This window comes from Nocardioides sp. Leaf307 (genome assembly GCF_001423135.1).
Taxonomy (GTDB): Bacteria; Actinomycetota; Actinomycetes; order Propionibacteriales; family Nocardioidaceae; genus Nocardioides; species Nocardioides kribbensis.
Map to the genome: position 1 here is coordinate 686839 of NZ_LMNY01000001.1, position 22278 is coordinate 709116.

The following is a 22278-nucleotide window of genomic DNA, read 5'->3' on the forward strand; positions in this document are numbered from 1 at the left end:
AGGTCAGGGGTGGGCATGACGGGCAGCGACCTCCAGGCGCGCAGGTACGACGCGGTCCGCGCCTGGACCTCCTTCGTCGAGCGTGGTGACGAGGCCGAGTCCCTGGTGCGCCCGGAGATCCTCACCAGCTGGACCCGCTCGTCGCGTGCGGTCTCGAAGGACCTCACCGAGGCGCCCCTGGCCGACGAGGGCGAGACCGAGGCCTACTGGCGCGAGTCGCCGCTGGCCGTCGCCGTCGAGCGGGTGGAGTCCGAGCTGCGCCGCACCGCCGAGGACGGCGACCTGGTCGTCGCGGTCACCGATCCCGAGACCCGGATCCTGTGGACCTACGGCGGGCGGGTGATGCGCCGCAAGGCCGAGAGTGTCAACTTCGTCGCCGGCGCCCGCTGGGACGACCGCTCGGCCGGTACCAACGCCCTCGACCTGGCCAACCGCCTCGACGCCCCCAGCATGGTCTTCAGCGCCGAGCACTACGCCTCGATCGTGCACAACTGGGTCTGCTGGGCCGCCCCGCTGCACGACCCGGTGACCGGGCGCCAGCTCGGCGTGCTCGACCTCTCCACCACCTGGGACCGCACCCACCCGATCGGCATGGCCACGGCGCGCGTGATGGCGCGCCTCATCGAGGGCGCGATGCCCCACACCCACCACGACCCCGCCGCGGCACTGCTGGAGGAGACCGGCGACCCCGGGCTGGTGATGACCCTGCTCGGCACGGCCGAGTCGCGCCTCGACGGCCAGCGCCTGCTGCTCAACCGCCGCCAGACCGAGGTGCTGGCGCTGCTGGCGCTGCACCCCGGTGGGCTGTCGCTGGAGCAGCTGCACGCGATGGTCTACGGCGACCAGGCCGTCACCTTCTCCACGCTCAAGGCGGAGGTCTCCCACCTGCGCGCCGCCCTGGGCGGGCAGCTCTCCTCGCGGCCCTACCGGCTGCTGATGCCGGTGGCCACCGACGTCGAGCAGGTGCTCGCCCTCCTGCGCCGCGGCCAGGTCCGCGCGGCCGTCGACGCCTACGGCGGCGACCTGCTGCCCGGCACCAACTCCCCGGCCCTCAGCGAGCTGGGGGAGTACGTCGCGGTCGCCCTGCGCGAGGCCCTCCTGGCCGACCCCCAGCCCGACGCGGTGCTGCGCTACGGCGAGCTCGCGCCCTACGACACCGAGGTCGTCGAGCGCTGCGTGGCGACCTTGTCCACGCAGCCCGGCCCCCACCCCGCGCTGCCGCTGCTGAAGGGCCGCCTCGCCGCCGCCGACGGCTGATCCCTCCCGGATGAGACGGCCCGCCGGAGGCCAACCCAGCACCAACCAGACCGACCTAGCGTGATGCGCACCACAGTCACCCTCAGGGAGAGTCCATGACCCGGATCAACCTCACCGTCGACGGCGCCACGGTCGCCGACGACGTCGAGCCGCGCATGCTGCTCGTGCAGTACCTCCGCGAGAAGCTCGGCAAGACCGGCACCGTCATCGGCTGCGACACCAGCAACTGCGGCGCCTGCACCGTGCACCTCGACGGCACCAGCGTGAAGTCCTGCAACGTCCTGGCCGTGCAGGCCGACGGCTCGGAGGTCACCACGATCGAGGGCCTGGCCCAGGACGGCCGGCTGCACCCCGTGCAGGAGGCCTTCCGCGAGTGCCACGGCCTCCAGTGCGGCTTCTGCACCCCGGGCATGATCATGCAGAGCGTCGACCTGCTCAAGGACAACCCCGACCCGAGCGAGGAGGAGATCCGCCTCGGGCTCGAGGGCAACCTCTGCCGGTGCACGGGCTACCACAACATCGTGAAGTCGGTGCAGCACGCGGCCTCGCAGGGCGCCGCGGGCGGCTCCGCCGTCACCCAGGCCGCCGGAGGTGCCCAGTGACCGCCACCCAGGAGCGTCCCGCCGAGGCCGCCAAGGAGATCGGGCGCGACCGCCGCCGCAAGGAGGACCAGCGCCTCATCACCGGGCGCACCCGGTGGACCGACAACATCGTGCTGCCCGGCATGGTCCACGTGGCCATGGTCCGCAGCCCCTTCGCCCACGCGAGGATCACCGGCATCGACAAGTCCGCGGCCGAGGCCTCGCCCAACGTGGTCAGCGTGATCACGGGCGCCGACGTCGCCGACGTGCAGGGCGCACTGCCCAACGCCTGGCCCATCACCCCCGACCAGGTCGCGCCGGCCCACCCGCCCATCGCCGTCGACCGGGTCGTCTTCGCCGGCGAGATCGTGGCCGTCGTCGTGGCCCGCAGCGCCGCCGAGGCGCGCGACGCCGCCGAGCTGGTCGACGTCGACTACGACGAGCTGCCCGCCGCCCTCGAGCTCAAGGCCGCCGCCGAGGCGACCCCGGAGAACGGCGGCGCGCTCGCGCACCCCGACCTGGGCACCAACAAGTCGGCGTTCTGGAAGTTCGACTCCGCCGAGGCCGGCACGGGTGGCAACGTCGACGAGGCCATCGCCAAGGCGCGCGCCGACGGCGTCGTGCTCGAGCGGGAGTACCGCCAGCAGCGCCTCATCCCGGCCTTCATGGAGCCGCGCTCGACGGTCGTCGACCCCACGGGCGAGCAGATCACCATGTGGTCGGCCACCCAGATCCCGCACATCCTGAAGTTCCTGCTCGCGGCCGTCACCGGCGTCTCGGAGTCGAAGATCCGCGTGATCGCCCCCGACGTGGGCGGCGGCTTCGGCGGCAAGCTGCAGACGACGCCGGAGGAGTTCATCACCTTCCTGCTGGCGCGTCGTCTGGGCAAGCCGGTCAAGTACACCGAGACCCGCTCGGAGTCGCTGATGGCCGCCCACCACGGGCGCGACCAGTGGCAGAAGCTCACCATCTCGGCCGAGAAGGACGGCACCGTCACCGGGCTCAAGGTCGAGCTGCTGGCCGACCTGGGCTCGCACGTCTCGCTGATCGGCGGCGGCGTGCCCGTGCTCGGCGCCTTCATGTTCAACGCGATCTACAAGTTCCCGGCCTACCAGTTCAACTGCCAGACCGTGCTGACCAACAAGACCTGGACCGACGCCTACCGCGGCGCCGGGCGCCCGGAGGCCACCTTCGGCATCGAGCGGATCATGGACGACCTCGCCGCCGAGCTGGGCGTGGACCCCTTCGAGCTGCGCGAGAAGAACTGGATCAAGCACGAGGAGTTCCCGTTCACGACCGTGGCCGGCCTGGAGTACGACTCCGGCAACTACGAGGCCGCCACGGCCAACGCCAAGGCGATGTTCGGCTACGACGAGCTGCGCGCCGAGCAGAAGCGGCGCCGCGACTCCGGCGACCGGGTCCAGCTCGGCATCGGCGTGTCGACCTTCACCGAGATGTGCGGCTTGGCGCCCTCGCGGGTGCTCGGCTCCCTCGACTACGGCGCCGGCGGCTGGGAGCACGCCAGCGTGCGGATGCTGCCCACCGGCAAGGTCGAGGTGCTCACCGGGGCCTCCGCCCACGGCCAGGGCCACGAGACGGCCTTCAGCCAGATCGTGGCCGACCGCCTCGGGGTGGCCTTCGAGGACGTCGAGATCCTGCACGGCGACACCCAGGTGGCCCACAAGGGCCTCGACACCTACGGCTCGCGCTCGCTGGTCGTCGGCGGCGAGGCCATCGTCAAGGCCGCCGACAAGGTCATCGACAAGGCCAAGGTCATCGCGGCCCACCTGCTGGAGGCCTCCGAGGACGACCTGGAGTTCTCCGGCGGACGCTTCAGCGTCAAGGGCACCGACCAGGGCCTGGCCATGGCCGAGGTGGCGCTGGCGACCTTCGCGGCGCACAACCTGCCCGACGGCGTGGAGCCCTCGCTCGACTCCGACGCGACCTTCGACCCGGTGAACTTCAACTACCCCCACGGCACGCACCTGTGCGCGATGGAGGTCGACACCGAGACCGGTCAGGTGACGATGCGCAAGTACGCCGCCTGCGACGACATCGGCAACATCATCAACCCGCTCATCGTCGAGGGCCAGCTGCACGGCGGCCTGGTGCAGGGCATCGCCCAGGCGCTGTGGGAGGAGGCGGTCTACGACGACGCCGGCACGCTGGTGACCGGCTCGTTCGTCGACTACCTGCTGCCGACGGCGGCCGACACGATCAGCTTCGACCTCGACCACACCACCTCCCCGGCGACGACCAACACGCTGGGCACCAAGGGCGTGGGCGAGGCCGGCACGATCGCCTCCACCCCGGCCGTGGTCAACGCCGTGGTCGACGCGCTGCGCCCGCTGGGCGTCGACGACGTGCGCATGCCGTGCACGCCGGAGCGCGTGTGGAAGGCCATCAACGACGCCCGAGGTGGGCAGAAGGCCGAGACGGTCGGTGCGGCCGCGCCGCACTTCGACCCCTCGACCGGCATGGAAGGCACCGTCGACCGCACGACCGGAGGAGCGGACGCATGATCCCCGCACAGTTCGACTACCTGGCGCCCACCACCGTCGAGGAGGCCGTCGCGGCCCTCGTCGAGCACGGTGACGACGCCAAGATCCTGGCCGGAGGCCAGAGCCTGCTCCCCGTGCTGCGGATGCGGCTCAACGCCCCCGAGATGGTGATCGACCTCAACCGCATCGACTCCCTGCGCGGGATCACCGACGACGGCGACGCGATCCGCATCGGCGCGATGACCCAGCACTCGGTCGTGGAGCACGACCCGCTGGTGGAGGAGCACGCGCTGCTCATCCACCGCGCGGTCGAGCACCTGGCCGACCTCCAGATCCGCCACCGCGGCACCTTCGGTGGGGCCCTGGCCCACGCCGACCCCGCCGGCGACCTGGGCGCGCCGGCGCTCGCGCTGGGGGCGCAGTTCGTCATCCAGGGCCCGAACGGCTCGCGCACCGTCGAGGCCGACGACTTCTTCGTCGACCTCTTCGAGACCGCCATCGGCGAGGACGAGATCCTCACCGCGGTGCGGGTGCCCAAGCACACCGGCTGGGGCGCGCACTACGAGAAGTTCGTCCGCGTGGCCCACCAGTGGCCGATCGTGGCCATCGCGGCCACGGTCAAGGCCGAGGGCGGGGTGATCACCGAGGCCCGCGTCGGCATGACCAACATGGGCTCCACCCCGCTGCGCGCCCGTGCGGTGGAGGACGCCCTGCGCGGGCAGCCGGCCACCGACGAGGCCGTGCGGGCGGCCGCCGCCCACGCCACGGAGGGCGCCAACCCGCCCTCCGACCTCAACGGCGACGCGGCGTACCGCAGCCACCTGGCCACGGTGCTGACCCGCCGCGCGGTGCTCGCGGCAGCGGGGGCCTGAGGCCCGTGGACCTCACCCACCGCTTCACCGTGCCCACCGGCGTCGAGGAGACCTGGGCGCACTTCCAGGACATCCAGGGGCTGGCCGAGTGCTTCCCCGGCGCCACCGTCACCTCGGTCGAGGACAGCACCTTCACCGGCTCCTGCAAGGTCAAGCTCGGCCCGATCGCCCTGGTCTACAACGGCTCGGGCACCTTCGTGGAGAAGGACGACACCGACCACCGGTTCGTCGTGGACGCGAAGGGCAAGGACAAGCGCGGCAACGGCACGGCCGGCGCCAAGGTGAAGCTCTCGATGCAGGCCTCGTCGCAGACCCCGGGGTCGACCGACGTGGAGGTGCTCACCGACCTGGCGATCACCGGCAAGCCGGCGCAGTTCGGCCGTGGCGTCATGCAGGACGTCTCCGACAAGCTGCTCGGGCAGTTCGTGGGCTGCCTGGAGCAGCGGCTGAGCGGACCATCGGCCGAGGAGGTCGCGGCGCAGTCGGCCGCGGCCGCCCCGCCCGTGGACCCGGCGGCGGCCTCGGCCCCGGCGGGGGAGACCAGCGCCCCGTCGGCCATGGGCGCGCCTGCGGCACCCGCGGCCCCTGCGCCGGTCTCGGCGGTCCCGCGCCACGCGGCGCCCCCGCCGCAGGACGACGCGCTCGACCTGGGCGCCGCGGTCATCCCGATCCTGGCCAGGACCTACTGGCGCCAGGCCGCCGCCGGCCTCGGGGTGCTCCTGGTCCTGCGCTGGCTCCTCGGGCGGCGCTGACCCGCCACGACCCACCCGCCGCGACCCACCCGTCACGACCGACCCGACGCCCTCCCCGCACCCGCGGGGAGGGCGTCGTCGTGCGTGCGGGGCGTTCCCGGCGGTCCTCTAGAGTCGCAGCAGCGGCCGCCGGCCGCCCTGACCCGGGGGAGCGCGTGGACCAGTACCAGTACCTGCTCGTCCTGGCCGGCTGCCTGCTGATCACCCTCCCGCTCGAGCTCGTGCTCGGCGCGCGGGTCTGGCGCCGGCCCCGACGACTCCTGCTCACCCTGCTGCCGGTGGTGGTCGTCTACTCCGTCTGGGACGTCCTGGCCATCGAGAGCGGCATGTGGGACTACAGCGAGCGCTTCACCACCGGCATCCTGCTGCCCTTCGCGATGCCGCTGGAGGAGCTGGCCTTCTTCGTGGTCATCCCGATCTGCGGCCTGCTGACCCTGGAGGCCGTCGGCAACGTGCTGGCGGGCCTGCGGGCCCTGCGCGCCGGGGCCGGGCTGCGCGAGGCGGCGCTGGTCGTGCACCGCGGAGGTGCGCGCTGATGCTGCTCTACACCGTGCCGGCCGTGCTGTCGGTGCTCGTCGTGGTCCTGGTCGAGCTGCTGTGGCTGCGCACCGGCGTCTTCCGCACCGCCCGCTACTGGCTGGCCATGCTCATCGTGCTGGGCTTCCAGGTGCCCGTCGACGGCTGGCTGACCAAGCTCTCCGACCCGATCGTGCTCTACGAGGAGGCCGAGATGACCGGCATCCGCTTCCCGTGGGACATCCCGGTCGAGGACTTCGCCTTCGGCTTCGGCATGGTCACCCTGACCATGCTCGTCTGGCTCCGCCTCGGCGAGCGCGAGGACCGCCGCGCCCGCACCCCGTCCCTCCAGGAGACCCCGTGACCCCCTCGACCGCCGCCAGCTCCCGCACCACCGGGGTCGACCACGACGCGGTGCCCGACGCCTTCGACGGCGTCGCCTCGACCTACGACCTCATGGTCGCGCTCAACCCGGGCTACCACGCCCACCTGCGCGCGTCGGCCGACGTGCTGGTCGCCGCGCTGCCCCGCGACCTCGACCGGCCGGTGCGCGTCGCCGACCTCGGCTGCGGCTCGGGAGCCTCGACCGCGGCCCTGGAGGCCGCGCTGCGCGACGCCGGCCTCGACTACGAGCTGCTCGGCGTCGACGGCTCCGCGGGCATGCTCGCCCAGGCCCGTCGCAAGCCGTGGCGCGGGGCCGTGCGGTTCCTCCAGGGCAACGCCGAGACGCTGACCCCCGCCTCGCTCGCGCCCGGTGCGCCCAGCGGTGCCCCGGTCGAGGGCTACGACGGGGTCTTCGCGGCCTACCTCTTCCGCAACGTCGACGCCCGCGACCGGCTGCTCGCCCAGGTGCGCGACCTGCTCGTGCCGGGCGGGTCGCTCGTGGTGCACGAGTACAGCGTCGAGGAGAGCCGCTCGGGACGGGTCAAGTGGGACGTCGTGTGCTGGGGCGTGGTCGTGCCGCTGGGCCTGCTGACCGCCCCCCGCAGCAGCATCTACCGCTACCTGTGGCGCAGCGTGGTCGACTTCGACGGCGCCGAGCGCTTCCGCAGCCGCATGGTCGCCGCCGGGCTCGAGCAGGTCCGCAGCCGCACCTTCGGGGGCTGGCAGAAGGACGTGCTGCACACGTTCCACGGACGCCGACCCCGCGCCGCAGGGACGGCCTGACGTGCCCGCCGCGAGCGGCGCGACCGGCGCCTGGCGCCCCGGCGTCGACCCTCGGGCCGTGTGGCACCCGCCGGTCGACGGCCCGCACGACGCCGACGACGCGGGTCGCCACCACGTGGTGGTGGTCGGCGGCGGCATCGCCGGCCTGGCCGCCGCGACCGGGCTGGCCGAGCGCGGCGTACGCGTGAGGCTGCTGGAGTCGACGCCGCAGCTCGGCGGACGCGTGGCGGCCTGGCCGGTCGAGGCCGGGGGCGGCACCACCACGATGAGCCGCGGCTTCCACGCCTTCTTCCGCCAGTACTACAACCTGCGGTCGCTGCTGCGCCGCGCCGACCCCGCGCTCGAGCGGCTGCGCGCGGTCGAGGACTACCCGCTGGTGCTGGCCGACGGGCCCACCGACTCCTTCAGCGACATCCCGCGGACCCCGCCGCTGAACATGATGGCCTTCGTCGCGCGCTCGCCGAGCTTCCGCCTGCGCGACCTCGCCGCCGTCGACGTGCACGCCGCGATGGGCCTGCTCGACGTCGCCTTCCCGCGCACGTTCGTGGAGCACGACGGCATCAGCGCCGCCGAGGTGCTCGACCGGCTGCGCTTCCCCCACGACGCGCGGCACCTCGCCCTGGAGGTCTTCGCCCGCTCGTTCTTCGCCGACCCCCGCGACTTCTCCGGCGGCGAGCTCGTGGCGATGTTCCACGCCTACTTCCTCGGCTCGTCGGAGGGCCTGCTCTTCGACGTGCCGACCGACGACTACGACACCTCGCTGTGGGCGCCCCTGGGACGCCACCTGGCCGGGCTCGGGGTCGACGTGCGCACCTCCTGCGCCGCCGCGGCCCTGCGCGAGGGAGCCGACGGGCGGGTCGTCGTGGTCACCGGCGACGGTGAGGAGCTCACGGCCGACGCCGTCGTCCTGGCCACCGACCGGGCTCCGCTGCAGCGCCTCGTGGGCGACGCCGGATGGCTGGGCGACGCGACCTGGCGCGGCGCGCTGGCCGCCCAGACCTCGGCCCCGTCCTTCGCGGTCTGGCGGCTGTGGCTCGACCGCCGCGTCGCCGCGGGGAGCCCGCCCTTCCTGGCCACCAGCGGTTTCGGTCCCCTCGACAACGTCTCGGTGCTCGAGCTCTTCGAGGAGGGCGCCGCGCGCTGGTCGCGACGGCACGCGGGGTCCGTGGTCGAGCTGCACGCCTACGCCGTGCCCGCCGGCACCGACGACGCCGACCTGCGCGCGCGGCTGCGCGCCGAGCTCTCGCGCCTGCACCCCGAGCTCGACGGCGCCGGGGTCGTGCACGAGGAGTGGCTCGTGCGCGAGGACTGCCCGATGGCCGGCACCGACCCGTGGTCCGCGCGCCCGGGCGTCGTCACCCCCGACCCCCGCGTCGTGCTCGCCGGCGACGGCGTGCGCTGCGCCCTGCCGGTGGCGCTCATGGAGCGCGCCGCCACCACCGGGTGGCAGGCCGCCGACGCGCTGCTGGCCGGGTGGGAGGTCGCCGGTCACGGGGTCTGGAGCGTGCCGGTCACCGGGCGCCACCGGGTAGTGCCGGCGCTGCGCCGCGGCCTGGCTCGGGTCGCCCGCTGACGCGGGACCGGGCCGGCTACACGCCGTAGGACTCCCCGCGCGAGCGCAGCAGGTAGGACCGCTCGGCGTAGACCATGTCGTCGACCCACAGCCGGCGCGCGGTGGAGCGCATCGCCGGTCGCAGCAGCGGGGCCAGGTGGCGGGCCACCGCGAAGCCGGTGCGCTCGGAGGTCGCGACGGTGGCCTCGACCATCATCGTGCGCGGCCGGCCGGCGGCGTCGGGCCCCAGGGGGGTCGCGTGGGTCTCGACGACGCTCCCGGCGCCCTCGCCGTCGGTGATGGTCATGACGATGGTGCGGGCGTCGGGGCAGGCGAACTCCGCACGCACCGGCACGCCCCACGTGCGCGAGACGCGGAAGGTCACGTCGACGGTCAGCACCTCGTCGGTGCTGGCCGCCTCGTCGACGGTGAGGTGGCTGAAGGCGTAGGGGTGGAACCACGAGCCGTGCCACGGGTCGAGCCGGTTGGCGATGATGTCGCGCGGCTCGCAGGTGCCGGCGACCTCCACCACCGCGGCGACCGAGCTCGCGGCGTCGGGCCGCCGGGTGATCCTCGGCGCGTCGGCGGTGACCTCGCCCTGGGTGGGGACGCGCACCCACAGCAGCACCCCGTCGTCGTGCGCGGCGTACGCCGGCCAGCCCGGGGCGCCCGCGGGGTCGAGGGCCAGGCCGTGCCACCTGCAGACCACGGCGTCGGACATGACCTCGCAGTCGGTGAGCAGGGCCCCGAGGTGGGGGCACGAGCCCGGCCCGGCCGCGACGCCGGTGGAGGTGCGCCACACGACGACCTCGCGCCCGCCGACCGAGCGCACCAGCGAGCGCCGACCGAGGTCGCGGCTGGCGCCCACGACGTACCAGCCGCCCGGGTCGGCGGCGAGCGCCACGTCGAGGGCGCGCCGGATCCGGGCGGGGCGGGCCTCGCGCCAGGTCGGGGTCAGCTCGGTGCGCTTCGGCATCGGGCGCAGGGCGAGCGGCACCCGCGGCGGGGCCTCGGGGTCGCGCTGGGCCAGCGAGCGGGCGGCCACGCCGGCCTTGCGCCACGTGGGCACCCGGGCGCGGGAGGAGAAGACGTCGTAGTCGGCGGCCTCGATGCGGTCGAGGATGCCGGCGTAGAGGACACGGGCGGTGCGCACGCAGCGCTGCGAGGGGCCCGGCAGGTGGGCGAGCCCGGCGTCGGCCTCGCGGTAGAGCTCGCGGTTGCGGGCGATCTCGAAGCGCATCAGCTCGCGCCACTCCGGCGTGACGGCCCGGGCCGCGGGGTCGGCGGAGAAGCGCTCGAGGTCCTCCTGGGGCAGGTAGACCCGGCCCCGGTCGAGGTCCTCGTCGACGTCGCGCAGGAAGTTGGTGAGCTGGAAGGCCAGGCCGAGCGCGCGGGCCGGCTCGCGCGCGGCCGGGCTGGTGGGCTGCAGCACCGGCAGCATCATCTCGCCGATGACGGCCGCGGAGCCCTCCATGTAGTCGAGCAGGTCGTCCCAGCGGGCGTAGCGGGTGGTGTCGAGGTCCTGGGCCATGGCCCCGAAGAAGCGGTCGAAGCACTCGGGGTCGATGCGCGCGTCGAGCACGGTGCGCGCGACCGCCGCGAGCACGGGGTCGTCGCTGGTGCCCGCGGCGACGGCGTCCTGGAAACGGCCGCGGAAGGCCTCGAGCGCCGCGGTCGTGGTCGCGACGTGGCCCTCGGTGGTGGCGCCGGCGGCGTCGACGATGTCGTCGGCCAGGCGGCACAGCGCGTAGACCGCGTGCACGTGGCGACGCTGGGGGGCCGGCAGGATCGCGGCGCCCCAGAAGTACGTCGTGCCGTGACGGCGGGTGAGCTCGGCGCAGCGGCGGTAACCCTCGGTGAGGAGGTCGTCGTCGTGGTGGAGCAGAGCCGTCATCGGCCCACCGTACCGGCGGCGGGCCGCTGGGGTCGCCGGCTGCGTCCGGCCGCGGGCAGGAAGGTGGTGACCCGCTCGGCGGCGAGACGCCCCGAGACGAGCACCATCGGCACGCCCACGCCGGGAGTGGTGCCGGAGCCGGCGAAGAACAGCCCCGGCACCCGCTTCTCCACGTTCGGCGGGCGGAAGGGGCCGGTCTGCGGGAAGGTGTGGGCCAGCGCGAACGGCGTGCCGCGCTCCATGCCCATGCGCTGCCAGTCGACCGGGTCGACGAGCTCCTCGGCCACGACGTCGGTGGGGTAGCCCTCGCGGTCGAGGAAGCGCAGCAGCGACTCGCGGATCTTCGGGCGCTGCGTGCGCCAGTCGACGACGCCGTCGAGGTTGGGCACCGGCTCCAGCACGTAGAGGGTGTGGGCGCCCTCGGGGGCCAGCGACGGGTCGCTGAGCGAGGGCACCGTGACCAGGCGCGAGGGGTCGGGCATCATCTCGCCGCGCTTGATGAGCGCGTCGAAGGAGGAGTCCCAGGCGTCGGCGAAGTGGATGTTGTGGTGGTGCACGCCCTCGGGCAGCGACCCGCGCGCGCCGACGTGCCACACGACGGCGGAGGGGGAGTAGACCCCCTTGCGCACGGCGCGGTGGGGCTTGAGGTCGGGCAGCAGCTGGGAGTAGGCCACCGGGAGGTCGAGGGTGCAGACGACCGCGTCGGCGCGCAGCTGCTCGCCGCCGTCGAGCTCGACGCCGGCCACCCCGCCGTCACCGCGGCGCAGCACGCGGGTCACCGTCGTGCCGTAGCGCAGCTCGGCGCCGCCGTCGGAGGCGGCCTGGGCCAAGGCGACCGGCACCTGGCTCATGCCGCCCTCGGGGAACCACACGCCCTCGATGCAGTCCATGTAGGTGATGACGGCGTAGAGGGCCAGCGCGTCGGAGGGCGGCAGCCCGGCGTACATCGCCTGGAAGGTGAACAGCCGCTGCAGGCGGTCGTCGTCGAAGCGGCGGCGGATGGCGGGGCCGAGGCGGCCGAAGCCGCCGAGGCGCACGAGCCGGGCGGCGGCGCCGGGGGAGGAGAGCAGGTCGAGCGGGGAGTCGAAGTTGCGGTCGATGAAGTGGGGCATCTCGACGTCGTAGAGGTCGCGCAGCCAGTCGACGAAGCCGTCGAAGGCGGCGGCGTCGTGGGCGCCGGCGACGCGGGCGATCTCCTCGCGCATGGCGTCGTGGCCGAACTTCACCAGGATCTCGGAGCCGTCGGCGTAGCGGGCGCGGTAGCCCGGGTCGAGGCGACGCATCGGCAGCAGCGTGTCGAGGTCGCCGCCGGCCGCGGAGACGACGTCGTCGAGCAGGTTGCGCATGGTGAGCACCGTCGGGCCGGTGTCGAAGGTGAAGCCCTCGCGGTGGATGCGGCCGGCGCGGCCACCGGGGATCGGCTCCCGCTCGACGACCGTCACCTCGTGCCCGCTGCCGGAGAGGTGGCACGCGGTGGCGAGGCCGGCGAGGCCTCCTCCGATGACGACGACGCTGCTCATGCTCGGCTCCTGGTGTCGGTGTGGGCGGTGGTGCGGGCGGTGGTGGCGTGTGCGGTCAGGTCGGGGCCCAGGGCGCGCGCCTGGAGGACGAGCCACGGGCTGAAGACGGCGGGGGTGCGGGTGACGGCGCCGTGGACGTCGGCCCAGGGCACCCAGGCGTGCTCGGCGACCTCCCCGGGGTGCGGGTCGAGCACCGGGTCGCGCTCCACCCGGGCGACGTGCACGGGGCAGACCTCGTGCTCGACGACGCCGGAGGCGTCGACCGCGCGGTAGCGGAAGTCGGGCAGCACCACGTCGACCCCGGTCAGCGCGAGGCCGAGCTCCTCGCGGGTGCGTCGGCGCACGGCGTCGGCGACGGGCTCGCCCGGTCGCGGGTGGCCGCAGCACGAGTTGGTCCACACCCCGGGCCAGGCCTGCTTGCCCAGGGCGCGCCGGGTCAGCAGCGTGCGGCCGTCGGGGTCGAGCAGGTGCACCGAGAAGGCGAGGTGCAGCGGGGTGTCGGTGGTGTGCACCTCGAGCCGCGGCGCCGAGCCGGTCGGGCGACCCTCGTCGTCGAGCAGCACGACGTCGTCGGCCGGGTCGTCGGCCGGGTCGTCGGCCAGGCGGTCGGGACGGGCGGGCGCGGTCATGGCTGACCTCTCGGGAGGCGGGGCGTGCGGCTCCGACGGTAGCCGGGCCCACCACGCACGATCTCACCCTCGCGGCTCCTCACCGGTCGGGCAGGTGGGCCTGCCCGTGCGGGCGGTGGCCACGCCGAGCGGCGTTCCTAGGGTGGGGTGTGAAGGAGGTCACCCATGAGCCGATACGTCATCGAGCGCGACCTGCCCGGAGCCGGGGACCTGGACGACCGGGCGCTGCACGACCTCAGTGCCCGGTCCAACGAGGTGCTCGCCGGCCTCGACGACATCAGCTGGGTCGAGTCCTACGTCACCGACGACAAGCTGTTCTGCGTCTACGACGCCGCCGACCCCGCCCTCATCGCGGAGCACGCGAGCCGCGGGGGGTTCCCGTGCGACCGGATCAGCGAGGTCCGCTCCACTATCTCGCCCGAGACGGGGCGCTGACCCGGCCCGTGGCGCGTCGCCGACCAACGTTCTGACAACGTCGGGCGGGCAGTGTGGTCCACGTCACGCAGGGGGAGGCCGTCATGTCCGCAACGCTCTCGCCGCGACGCGCGCCGGACGCCGTCACCGGTCCGACGCCGGGCCCGAGCACGGAGCCGGCCACCGAGCGGGTGCCGCTGGTGAAGTTCCACGCCCCGGAGGTCGTGTTCGGGATCGGGTCGCTGGCCGAGGCCGGCTTCGCGGCCGCTCGGCTGGGCGCCCGGCGCCCCTTCGTGGTGACCGACCCCGGCATCATCGAGGCGGGCTGGGTCGACGCCCTGCTGGGCCACCTGCGCGAGGCGCGGCTCACGCCGGTCGTGTGGTCGGAGATCACGCCCAACCCCAAGGACCACGAGGTCCGCGCCGCCCACCGCCGCTACGTCGAGCAGGGCGCCGACGTCATCATCGCCCTGGGCGGCGGCTCGTGCGCCGACGCGGCCAAGGGCGTGGCCCTGCTCAGCGGCAACGGCGGCGACATCCTCGACTACGCCGGCGTCGACCGGGCGACCGCACCGATCCCGCCGCTGCTGGTCATCCCCAGCACCTCGGGCACGGGTGCCGACGTCTCGCAGTTCTGCATCGTCACCGACACCGAGCGTTCGGTGAAGATCACCATCATGGGCCGCGCCCTGGTGCCCGACATCTCGATCACCGACCCGCGGCTGCTGATGACGATGCCCGAGCAGCTCAACGCCGCGACCGGGCTCGACGCGCTGACCCACGGCGTGGAGGCCTTCGTGTCGCTGGCGCACAACCCCCTGGCCGACACCCACGCCCTCGCGGCGGTCGGGCTGGTGTGCGCCCACCTGCGCACGACGATGAGCCACCCGCGGCAGGAGGCGGCGCGCACGAAGATGGCGCAGGCCAGCCTGCAGGCGGGGCTGGCGTTCACCAACGCCATCCTGGGCGCCACCCACGCGATGAGCCACCAGGTCGGCGGGCTGCTCGACGCGCCCCACGGGGTGGTCAACGGCGTCCTGCTGCCGCACGTCATCCGCTACAACGCCCGCGCCACCCCCGACCGCTTCGTCGACCTGGCCGCCGCCGCCGGCCTCCCGGTCGCCGGCCTGCCCGGGGTGGAGGCGGCCGAGCTCCTCGCCGCCCACGTGCGACGGCTGGCCGACGACGTGGGCGTCCCCCGCGGGCTGCGCGCACTGGGGGTCGGCGAGCACGACGTGCCGCGCCTGGCGGCGACCACCCTCGACGACGCCTGCCTGACCACCAACCCGCGCCCGGCGAGCGCGGCCGAGGTGGAGCAGCTCTTCCGAGACGCGCTGTGAGCAGCACCGAGCGTCCCCTCGACGTCGCGACCCTCACCGGGGTCCGCTCCGGCAAGGGCTCCTACTACCGCGCCTACGTCCGCTCCGACGAGCGCATGCAGCGCGCGGTGCGGGCGATGGACTCGATCTCCCGGGCGCTCGTGCGCACGGTGGAGGGGCCGCGCAGCCTGCTCGAGGAGGTCGTGCGGGCCGCGGGCTCCCACCTCGACGCGACCTGGACGATGCTGGCGCTCGCCGACGGTCACCTGCCCGGCGCCCGCCCGCGCTTCCTCCTGGTGGGGCCCGACGGCGGGGTGCACGACGAGGTCGCGGCCGTGCCGGCCGAGGTGCGGCGCGAGCTGGGCGCCGTGCGGGCCGGCCACGTCACCCGCAGCCGGGCCGACCAGCGCTGGGTGCGGGTGCCGATGAGCCTGGAGGGCCGCCACATCGGCAGCCTGGCCGGGCTCCACGGACTCGACGACGACCCCGAGCCGCGCGACCTGTCCGTGCTGCGCATCCTGGCCAACCAGGCTGCGGTCTCGCTGCACACCTCCGAGCAGTACCAGGCCGGCCTGGCCCTGCACCGCCGGGCCCAGCGGCTCTACGACGAGGCCACCGACCGCGCCCGCGACCTCGAGGACCGCACCCGTGAGCTGCGCCAGGCCGAGGAGCGTCTCGTCGTGGCCCACCAGCGCGAGCTGGTCGACCACGAGCGCCACCGCATCGCCCGCGAGCTGCACGACAGCGTGACCCAGTACGTCCTGTCGGCCGGGATGGCCGTCGAGGTCGCGCGGGGCGAGGCCGAGGACCTCGGCTCCGCCGGCGCCCCGATCCTGGAGCGGCTGGCCACCGCCAAGGCCCTGAGCCAGGAGGCGGTGGACCAGCTGCGCCGCGCCATCTACGCCCTCCACCAGCCCCACCGCGACACCGTGGGCACGCTGCCCGAGCTGCTCCACGAGGTCGCCGCGCACCACCGCCCCCAGCTGTCGGTGAGCGTGCGGGTCGAGGGCGACGCCCAGGTGCTGGCCGCCGACGCCGACCACGAGATCGCCCGCGCCGTGGGCGAGGCCCTCTTCAACGTCGCCACCCACGCCGAGGCGACGCGGGCGGTGGTGCGCCTGCGCTACCGCGCCGAGGAGATCCTCGTGAGCGTCGCCGACGACGGCACCGGCGACCCCACCGAGCTCGCCCGCCGCCTGCGCCTGGAGCGCGGCCCGGTGGTCGACGGCCGGCACCGCGGGCTGGTCAACATCGAGAGCCGCATCGGCGACCTGGGCGGCAGCGTCGTCTTCCGCCGGGCGCGGCTCGGCGGCGTGCGGGTCGAGATGCGCCTGCCGCTACCCCTCGTGGCGTCCCGCCACGCGGGGGTCATCCACGGCCTGGTCGGCACCGGGCAGAAGGAACCACCATGGCCACGCTGAGCCCACCCCAGCCCACCCGCCCCGCGCGGTCGGCGGGCGTCGACATCATGCTCGTCGACGACCACGCGATCGTGCGCCAGGGCCTGCGCTCGATCCTCGAGCGCGAGCAGGACCTGCGGGTGGTGGCGGAGGCCTCCACCGCGGCGGAGGCGATGACCGTGATCGGCCGGGCCCGCCCGGCCGTGGTGCTGCTCGACCTCAAGCTCTCGACCTCCTCCGACACCGAGGGCCTCGACCTGTGCGAGGCGCTCGTCGAGCGCTTCCCGGGCCTGGGCATCCTCGTGCTCACCACCTTCCTCGACGACCAGCTCGTGCTGCGTGCGGTGCGGGCCGGGGCACGGGGCTACGTCGTCAAGGACGTCGACACCTCCGGCCTCGTGCGCGCCATCCGCGACGTGGCCCGGGGCGAGAGCGCCTTCGACGCCCGCAGCGCCGCCGCCATGGTGCGCGGGCTCAACACCCCGCCGCCCGAGGAGGCCCGCCACCTCACCCCGCGCGAGTGCGAGGTGCTGCGGCTGCTGGCCCGGGGGCTGTCCAACCGCGACATCGGGGCCCAGCTCTTCATCTCCGAGACCACCGCCAAGTTCCACGTCGGCAACATCCTGCGCAAGCTCGACGTCACCCGCCGCGCCGAGGCGGTCTACGAGGCCTCCAAGATGGGCGTGATCTGAGGTCAGCCCGTGTCGAGCACGAGCCAGGCGCCGTGGTGCTCGTGCACGGCGTAGGGCAGGCCGCTGCGGCGTCCGGCCGCCTCGAGGTCGGCGGTCGTGAACGTCCGCACGTGGCCCCAGGTCTCGTCGGGTACGTCCTCGACGGGCACGGCCACCACGACCCGGCGTCGCGCCAGGCGCACGGCCTCGGCCAGCACCCGCTCGCCGTGCTCGGCGTCGAGGTGCTCGAGCAGGTGCACCGCCAGCACGGTGTCGGCGGTGGCGTCGGGGGCGGGGAAGCGCGCGGCGTCGGCGGCGCAGGTGCCGAGCGTCGCACCCAGGCGCGGCGCCACCGCGGCGAGCAGGCCCACGGTGCCCTCGCACAGGTCGGAGGCCAGGACGTCGTGGCCGGCCGCCGCGAGCCGCAGCGAGAGGAAGCCGAAGCAGCAGCCCAGCTCGAGCACCGACCCGGGGGCCACCTGCTGCTCGGCAAAGGCGTAGACCGGGGCGTAGCCGTCGATGGTGCCGTGGCCGCTGCTGCTGCCGCTCCCGGCCGGTGCGTCGCTGCCGGTCCCGCCCGCGGCCAGCGACTCCTCGATGCGGGCCAGCGTGGTGCGGTAGAAGCGGGTCCAGCAGTCCAGGGCGCTGCCGCCGGAGGTCAGCACGACGCCGGTCAGGAGCCGCTCGAAGAGCTCGGGGCCGCGCAGCCAGCCGGGGCTGAACAGCTCCGCGGCCAGCAGCCCGGCGAGGTCGTCGTCGACCAGCTCGGGGGGCACGACGTGGTCGACCTGCACCCGCTCGGGGCCCTGGACCACGTCGAAGTGGGGGGTGCGGACCATGTGCAGCGAGCGACGCGGGCGCGCCCCCGTCACGCGGCGGACCTCGACGAGGGTGTCGCGGTAGGCCCCGTCGCGCAGCGGGGCCAGGGGGTCGATGCGCTCGAGCTCGCCCCGGGTGGTGTGGTCCGCCGGGGTGCTCATGGCGCCGCGGCGGTGGACACCAGGTCGAGGCCGTGCAGGCTGCGCACGACCTGCACCCGGCTGCAGTGCTCGGCGTACAGGGGGAGGTCGCAGGAGCCGAGGCCCCAGGAGTAGCGCGGCTCGGGGGTCAGCCACACGGTCTCGCGGGCCCGGCGGCTGAGCTCCTCGAAGGCGCCGAGGCCGGGGTCCTTGCCGTTGCCGCGGCCGTCGCCCAGCACGACGAGCGTCGTGCGGCGGGTGACGGCCGACCCGAACTGCTCGAGGAACTGCTCGAAGGTCGACCCGTAGTCGGAGTCGGCGTCGACGTCGAGGACCCCTCCGGCCGGCAGGCCCGACATCACCAGGCTGAGCGCGTCCTCGGTGCGGTGCTCGGCGAAGAGGTCGGTGATCTCGACGAGGTCCTTGACGAAGGCGAAGGTGCGCACCGACGAGGCCACCGACTGCAGGCCGTGCACCAGGTGGAGGGTGAAGCGGGCGGTGGAGCGCACCGACAGCGACACGTCGCACAGCACGAGCAGCCTGGGCCGGTCCTCGACCTTGCTGACCGTCACCGGCCGGAAGGGCACGCCGTCGTAGCGCATGTTGGCGCGCATCGTGCGGGCGCCGTCGACGACGCCGCGGGCGGCGGCCTTGCGGCGGGGCCGGGGTGCGCCGCGCAGGCTGCGCAGCAGCCGCCGCAGCGACTCCTCGAGGTCGGCGCGCTCGTGCTCCTCGACGCTCTCGGCCCGGGCCGCCGCGATCTCGCGCTCCTCGATGTCGTGCTCGAGCTCCATGAGCCGCTCGAGGTGCTGCTTGAGCCGCTCGGGGAGGCTGGCCAGGAAGGGCGCGAGCGCCTCGCGCAGCGCGGCGAGGCCCTCGCCGGCCGGGCCCTCGTCGTCGGGGTCCTCGGGCCCGTCGGGCATCGCCTCCTCCAGCCAGCCGAGCAGCATCATCTCCTCGGCCACCGTCAGCTCGGTGTCGAGCGTCATCCCGGGTCGGCGCACGAGGTCGCCGGGCGCCCCGGGGTTGTGCATGCGCTGGGTGGAGATCTGCACGCGGGCGGCCTCGCCGGCGCTGTCCTGGGTGTCGTTGGACAGCACGATCTCGTCGGTCAGGGCGGCGATGTCGATCTTGTTGGCCTCCTGGTGCAGGTTGTACTGCTGGGCCATGTCCTCGGGCTTGAAGAACTCCTTGATGTCGTCGGGCTTGCCGTGGGAGTGCCCGTCCTCCGGGGTGTCGCCGGGCTCCTCGGAGAGCGTGAACTGCTCGAGCTCGCCGTCGTCGGTGAGGTCGTCGTGGGCGTGGGAGTGCCCGTGGCCGGTCTCCTCCTCGACCACGGCCCGCAGCCCGAAGAAGCGGTCGAAGACCCGCTCGAAGGTCGGCAGGTCGCGCCGGTCCTTGACCAGGCTCACCGCCAGCGCGGAGCGCAGGACCTCGCGGTCCGACAGCACGCCGGGCTGGGCCACGGCGTGCATGGCGTCGATGGCCTCGGCGGTGCTGACGCGCACTCCGAGCAGCCGCAGCAGCCGGATGAACCGGTGGACCGCGCCCTCCACGGGATCAGACCGGACGCTTGCGGGCGCCGCGCGCCGCGAAGGAGCGCGCGCCCTGTCCGGCGGGCACCGCCTTGGCGGGCTTGCCCTCGCTGGAGGTCCGGCCGCCGCCGGCGTACGCCGCGTCGTGGCGCCCGGGACGGTCCTTGGCCGCACGCACGTCGCGACCGTCGGGCCCGTCACCGGGGTCGCCGGGGCCGCCGGGGCCGCCGGCGCGGTCGTCCGCGTCGTGGCCGTGGCCGTGCCCGTGGCCGTGGCCGTGGTCGAGGTGGTCGGGCACGGTGGCGTTGGGGTCGACCAGGCCGGGCAGGGCCTTGCGGGCCTTGTCGAGGTCGCGCTCGTACTTCACGACCACGCTGAGGGTCGACGACAGCACGTCGGCGGTCAGCTCCTCCACGCCGAGCACCGCGAGGGTGCGGGCCCAGTCGATGGTCTCGGAGATGCTCGGCGACTTGCGCAGGTCGAGCTCGCGCAGCCCGCGCACGACGTCGACCAGGCGGACCGCGAGGGCCTCGGCCAGGCCGGTGTCCTTGGAGCGGATGATCTCCAGCTCGCGGGTCGCCTCGGGGTAGTCGAGGAAGAGGTGCAGGCAGCGTCGCTTGAGGGCGGCCGACAGGTCGCGGGTGTTGTTGGAGGTGAGCACGACGTAGGGCAGGTGGGTGGCGCGCACGGTGCCGATCTCGGGGATGGAGATCTGGAACTCGCTGAGCAGCTCCAGCAGCACGGCCTCCAGCGCCTCGTCGGCGCGGTCGACCTCGTCGATGAGCAGCACCACGGGCTCCGCCGAGGTGATGGCCTCCAGCAGCGGCCGGGCGGCGAGGAAGCGCTCGGAGAAGAAGATGCTGTCCTGGTCGGCGATGCGCTCCACGGCCTCGGAGAGGGTGGCGGCGTCCTCGACGACCTGCCCGATCTTCTCGCGCAGGATCTGGGTGTAGAGCATCTGCTTGCCGTAGTCCCACTCGTAGAGCGCCTTGGTCTCGTCCTGTCCCTCGTAGCACTGCAGCCGGATCAGGCGCCGGCCGGTGACCTGGGCCAAGCTGGTGGCCAGCTGGGTCTTCCCGACGCCGGCCGGTCCCTCGAGCAGCACCGGCTTCTCCAGCCGCGAGAGCAGGAAGACGGTGGTGGCGAGCCGGTCGTCGGCGAGGTAGCCGGCGTCGCGGAAGCGCTCGCGGGTCTCGTCGACGTCGCGGAACTCGCTGTCGGACGGGGTGGTGGGTGCGTCGCTCACGCGCTGCTCCTGGGCTCTGGGGGTGGGCGGGACCTGACCGGCGCGCGGCGCGCCGCTTGACGCTGTTGCGCGCCACGGCGTTGCCGACGGCCTTGCTGACGACGAAGCCGACCCGTCCTTGGCGTTGCCCGGGGTGCAGGCGTCGCCGAGGACGTGGTGGGTGATGCGGTCGACGTCGGCGGCGTCGCCGGTGATGACCCCGGCGTTCTCGTAGAACGCGGTGGGTCCCTCGCCGAGCCGGTTCTTGGAGTAGCTGTCCTTGGTGACGTCGGTGAACTTCTCGGTGATGCCCACGTCGCGCAGCAGCCGGATGGCGGCGGCGAGCGCGGCGTCGGCGGCCTGCGGCTTGGTCATGCCGTGGGTGTCGATGCCCATCGCCTCGGCGATGTCGGCGAAGCGGGCGTACTGCGCGGGCATGTTGAAGGCCCACACGCGCGGCAGCGCGATGGCGTTGTTGAGGCCGTGGTGGGTGTCGTAGAAGGCCGACACGGCGTGCGAGATGGAGTGGATGATGCCGAGGCCGCCGGAGTTGAAGGCCTGGGCGGCGATGTACTGGGCGTACATCATGCCCTCGCGGCCCTTGAGGTCCTGGCCGTTCCAGACCGCCTCGCGCAGGTTCTCCGAGGTCAGCTTGATCGCGCGGATCGCGTTGCCGAGCGACGGCTCGAAGTTCAGCCGCGAGACGTAGGGCTCGCTGGCGTGGGCGAGCACGTCGAAGCCGCACTGGGCGGTGTAGTCGACCGGGCAGTCGAAGTAGAGCACCGGGTCGTCGATGGCCAGGCTCGTCACCGAGGCGTCGTCGAAGGCGACGTACTTGTGCGGGTTGTCGGGGTCGGTCGTGGTGTCGGTGATGACGTAGGCCCACGAGGTCTCCGAGCCGGTGCCGGCCGTGGTCGAGACCGCGATGTGGGGTGGGTTCTTCGGGTTCTCGGACATGTTGAAGCCCTCGAACTCGTTGACGTTGCGCCCGTCGTGGGCCACCGAGACCCGCGCGCCCTTGCAGGCGTCGTGGGAGGAGCCGCCGCCGATGGAGACGAAGGAGTCGCACTCGTTCTGCTGGTAGAGCGCCACGGAGTCCATGACGTTGTAGTCCTTGGGGTTGGACTCGACCTTGTCGTACACGACGACCTCGAGGCCGTGGTACTTCATCGACTCCACGATCTTGTGCACGATGTCGGTGCCGCGCAGGCCCGACGTCATCACGAGGGTCTTGCGGAAGCCCATCTTGAGGGCCTCGGGGCCGATCATCTCGTGGGCGCCCGGACCCATGAGGGCACGGGGGAAGGGGTGGAACTCCTTGATCGGGAAGGGCTTGAGCAGCTCGTCGACTTGCATGTGGGACCTCCTGGTCGCGCTGGCTGGTGCTCGCCCTGCGGACGCTAGGAGCGTGCGGACCGCACCGACAGACGAGGACGCGGAAACACCTCGGCGGGGCAGTGGGGACCTGCCCGTCGGGACAGGTCGGCCACGGCCCGGGGAGGGGTGCGCCGGGT

The 22278-nt window shown here is 73.9% G+C and carries 19 protein-coding genes; 13 read left to right on the forward strand and 6 right to left on the reverse strand.

Going from position 1 to position 22278, the window contains the following annotated elements; genetic code table 11:
* Nucleotides 1–15: 15 nt before the first annotated feature.
* From ASF50_RS03220 to ASF50_RS03260, 9 genes are all read left to right on the forward strand, one after another.
* The gene (locus tag ASF50_RS03220; protein ID WP_056904209.1) at nt 16–1257 is read left to right on the forward strand and encodes a histidine kinase; all 1242 of its coding nucleotides are present in this window, start codon (nt 16–18) and stop codon (nt 1255–1257) included.
* A gap of 95 nt (nt 1258–1352) precedes the next feature.
* Nucleotides 1353–1859 (forward strand): (2Fe-2S)-binding protein, encoded by a 507-nt coding sequence (locus ASF50_RS03225; RefSeq protein ID WP_056865836.1) that lies wholly within the window; start codon nt 1353–1355, stop codon nt 1857–1859.
* A complete protein-coding gene (locus ASF50_RS03230; protein ID WP_056903462.1) occupies nt 1856–4360 on the forward strand; it encodes a xanthine dehydrogenase family protein molybdopterin-binding subunit in 2505 nt (834 codons plus the stop codon). The genes ASF50_RS03225 and ASF50_RS03230 overlap by 4 nt, the downstream gene beginning before the upstream one ends.
* Nucleotides 4357–5211, forward strand: a complete 855-nt coding sequence (locus ASF50_RS03235) for an FAD binding domain-containing protein (protein ID WP_056865838.1) — start codon at nt 4357–4359, stop codon at nt 5209–5211. The genes ASF50_RS03230 and ASF50_RS03235 overlap by 4 nt, the downstream gene beginning before the upstream one ends.
* 5 nt (nt 5212–5216) lie before the next feature.
* A complete protein-coding gene (locus ASF50_RS03240) occupies nt 5217–5963 on the forward strand; it encodes an SRPBCC family protein (protein ID WP_056903463.1) in 747 nt (248 codons plus the stop codon).
* Nucleotides 5964–6118: 155 nt separating this feature from the next.
* Entirely contained in the window at nt 6119–6499 is a 381-nt protein-coding gene (locus tag ASF50_RS03245; RefSeq protein WP_056865840.1) for a lycopene cyclase domain-containing protein, read from the forward strand.
* Nucleotides 6499–6843: a lycopene cyclase domain-containing protein gene (locus tag ASF50_RS03250; protein WP_056865841.1), complete on the forward strand. Its 345-nt coding sequence runs from the start codon at nt 6499–6501 to the stop codon at nt 6841–6843. Before ASF50_RS03245 ends, ASF50_RS03250 begins: the two co-directional genes overlap by 1 nt.
* Nucleotides 6840–7646 carry a class I SAM-dependent methyltransferase gene (locus ASF50_RS03255; RefSeq protein ID WP_056903464.1) on the forward strand — a complete coding sequence of 269 codons (807 nt, stop codon included), beginning with the start codon at nt 6840–6842 and terminating at the stop codon, nt 7644–7646. Before ASF50_RS03250 ends, ASF50_RS03255 begins: the two co-directional genes overlap by 4 nt.
* A gap of 58 nt (nt 7647–7704) precedes the next feature.
* Nucleotides 7705–9219 carry an FAD-dependent oxidoreductase gene (locus ASF50_RS03260; protein WP_056865889.1) on the forward strand — a complete coding sequence of 505 codons (1515 nt, stop codon included), beginning with the start codon at nt 7705–7707 and terminating at the stop codon, nt 9217–9219.
* A 16-nt stretch (nt 9220–9235) separates the two neighbouring features.
* Here ASF50_RS03260 and ASF50_RS18310 read toward each other — a convergent pair whose 3' ends face one another.
* From ASF50_RS18310 to idi, 3 genes are read right to left on the reverse strand one after another with little or no spacing between them, the layout of a single operon-like run.
* Complete coding sequence (locus ASF50_RS18310) at nt 9236–11092, reverse strand: DUF5914 domain-containing protein (RefSeq protein ID WP_082502714.1); 1857 nt, start codon at nt 11090–11092, stop codon at nt 9236–9238.
* Complete coding sequence (locus tag ASF50_RS03275; RefSeq protein ID WP_056903465.1) at nt 11089–12612, reverse strand: phytoene desaturase family protein; 1524 nt, start codon at nt 12610–12612, stop codon at nt 11089–11091. Before ASF50_RS03275 ends, ASF50_RS18310 begins: the two co-directional genes overlap by 4 nt.
* A complete protein-coding gene (gene idi, locus ASF50_RS03280; protein WP_056903466.1) occupies nt 12609–13241 on the reverse strand; it encodes an isopentenyl-diphosphate Delta-isomerase in 633 nt (210 codons plus the stop codon). Before idi ends, ASF50_RS03275 begins: the two co-directional genes overlap by 4 nt.
* 165 nt (nt 13242–13406) lie before the next feature.
* Between idi and ASF50_RS03285 the strand changes: the two genes are divergently transcribed.
* The 4 genes from ASF50_RS03285 (at nt 13407) to ASF50_RS03300 (ending at nt 17066) form a co-directional block, all read left to right on the forward strand.
* Nucleotides 13407–13676 (forward strand): DUF4242 domain-containing protein, encoded by a 270-nt coding sequence (locus tag ASF50_RS03285; protein ID WP_056903467.1) that lies wholly within the window; start codon nt 13407–13409, stop codon nt 13674–13676.
* 83 nt (nt 13677–13759) lie between these two features.
* The gene (locus tag ASF50_RS03290; protein WP_056865846.1) at nt 13760–14995 is read left to right on the forward strand and encodes an iron-containing alcohol dehydrogenase; all 1236 of its coding nucleotides are present in this window, start codon (nt 13760–13762) and stop codon (nt 14993–14995) included.
* The gene (locus tag ASF50_RS03295; RefSeq protein WP_056903468.1) at nt 14992–16395 is read left to right on the forward strand and encodes a MadS family sensor histidine kinase; all 1404 of its coding nucleotides are present in this window, start codon (nt 14992–14994) and stop codon (nt 16393–16395) included. The genes ASF50_RS03290 and ASF50_RS03295 overlap by 4 nt, the downstream gene beginning before the upstream one ends.
* Complete coding sequence (locus ASF50_RS03300; RefSeq protein WP_056865848.1) at nt 16383–17066, forward strand: MadR family response regulator transcription factor; 684 nt, start codon at nt 16383–16385, stop codon at nt 17064–17066. Before ASF50_RS03295 ends, ASF50_RS03300 begins: the two co-directional genes overlap by 13 nt.
* A 2-nt stretch (nt 17067–17068) precedes the next feature.
* Here the strand turns inward: ASF50_RS03300 and mftM are convergent, their stop codons facing one another.
* The 3 genes from mftM to mdo are packed head-to-tail and all read right to left on the reverse strand — an operon-like array spanning nt 17069 to nt 22120.
* Nucleotides 17069–18025 (reverse strand): mycofactocin oligosaccharide methyltransferase MftM, encoded by a 957-nt coding sequence (gene mftM, locus ASF50_RS03305; RefSeq protein WP_056903469.1) that lies wholly within the window; start codon nt 18023–18025, stop codon nt 17069–17071.
* Nucleotides 18022–19560, reverse strand: coding sequence for a VWA domain-containing protein (locus ASF50_RS03310; RefSeq protein ID WP_056903470.1), 1539 nt, complete (start codon nt 19558–19560; stop codon nt 18022–18024). The genes mftM and ASF50_RS03310 overlap by 4 nt, the downstream gene beginning before the upstream one ends.
* A gap of 4 nt (nt 19561–19564) precedes the next feature.
* Nucleotides 19565–22120, reverse strand: coding sequence for an NDMA-dependent methanol dehydrogenase (gene mdo, locus ASF50_RS19585; protein WP_235557538.1), 2556 nt, complete (start codon nt 22118–22120; stop codon nt 19565–19567).
* Nucleotides 22121–22278 lie beyond the last annotated feature (158 nt).

Bases quoted from the DNA above. Each gene is read 5' to 3' on its own strand.
- ASF50_RS03250 (WP_056865841.1), top strand. From the start codon at position 6,499: ATGCTGCTCTACACCGTGCCGGCCGTGCTGTCGGTGCTCGTCGTGGTC.
- mdo (WP_235557538.1), bottom strand. From the start codon at position 22,120: ATGCAAGTCGACGAGCTGCTCAAGCCCTTCCCGATCAAGGAGTTCCAC.
- ASF50_RS03285 (WP_056903467.1), top strand. From the start codon at position 13,407: ATGAGCCGATACGTCATCGAGCGCGACCTGCCCGGAGCCGGGGACCTG.
- mftM (WP_056903469.1), bottom strand. From the start codon at position 18,025: ATGAGCACCCCGGCGGACCACACCACCCGGGGCGAGCTCGAGCGCATC.
- ASF50_RS03300 (WP_056865848.1), top strand. From the start codon at position 16,383: ATGGCCACGCTGAGCCCACCCCAGCCCACCCGCCCCGCGCGGTCGGCG.
- ASF50_RS03275 (WP_056903465.1), bottom strand. From the start codon at position 12,612: ATGAGCAGCGTCGTCGTCATCGGAGGAGGCCTCGCCGGCCTCGCCACC.
- ASF50_RS18310 (WP_082502714.1), bottom strand. From the start codon at position 11,092: ATGACGGCTCTGCTCCACCACGACGACGACCTCCTCACCGAGGGTTAC.
- ASF50_RS03290 (WP_056865846.1), top strand. From the start codon at position 13,760: ATGTCCGCAACGCTCTCGCCGCGACGCGCGCCGGACGCCGTCACCGGT.
- ASF50_RS03235 (WP_056865838.1), top strand. From the start codon at position 4,357: ATGATCCCCGCACAGTTCGACTACCTGGCGCCCACCACCGTCGAGGAG.
- ASF50_RS03225 (WP_056865836.1), top strand. From the start codon at position 1,353: ATGACCCGGATCAACCTCACCGTCGACGGCGCCACGGTCGCCGACGAC.
- ASF50_RS03220 (WP_056904209.1), top strand. From the start codon at position 16: ATGACGGGCAGCGACCTCCAGGCGCGCAGGTACGACGCGGTCCGCGCC.
- idi (WP_056903466.1), bottom strand. From the start codon at position 13,241: ATGACCGCGCCCGCCCGTCCCGACCGCCTGGCCGACGACCCGGCCGAC.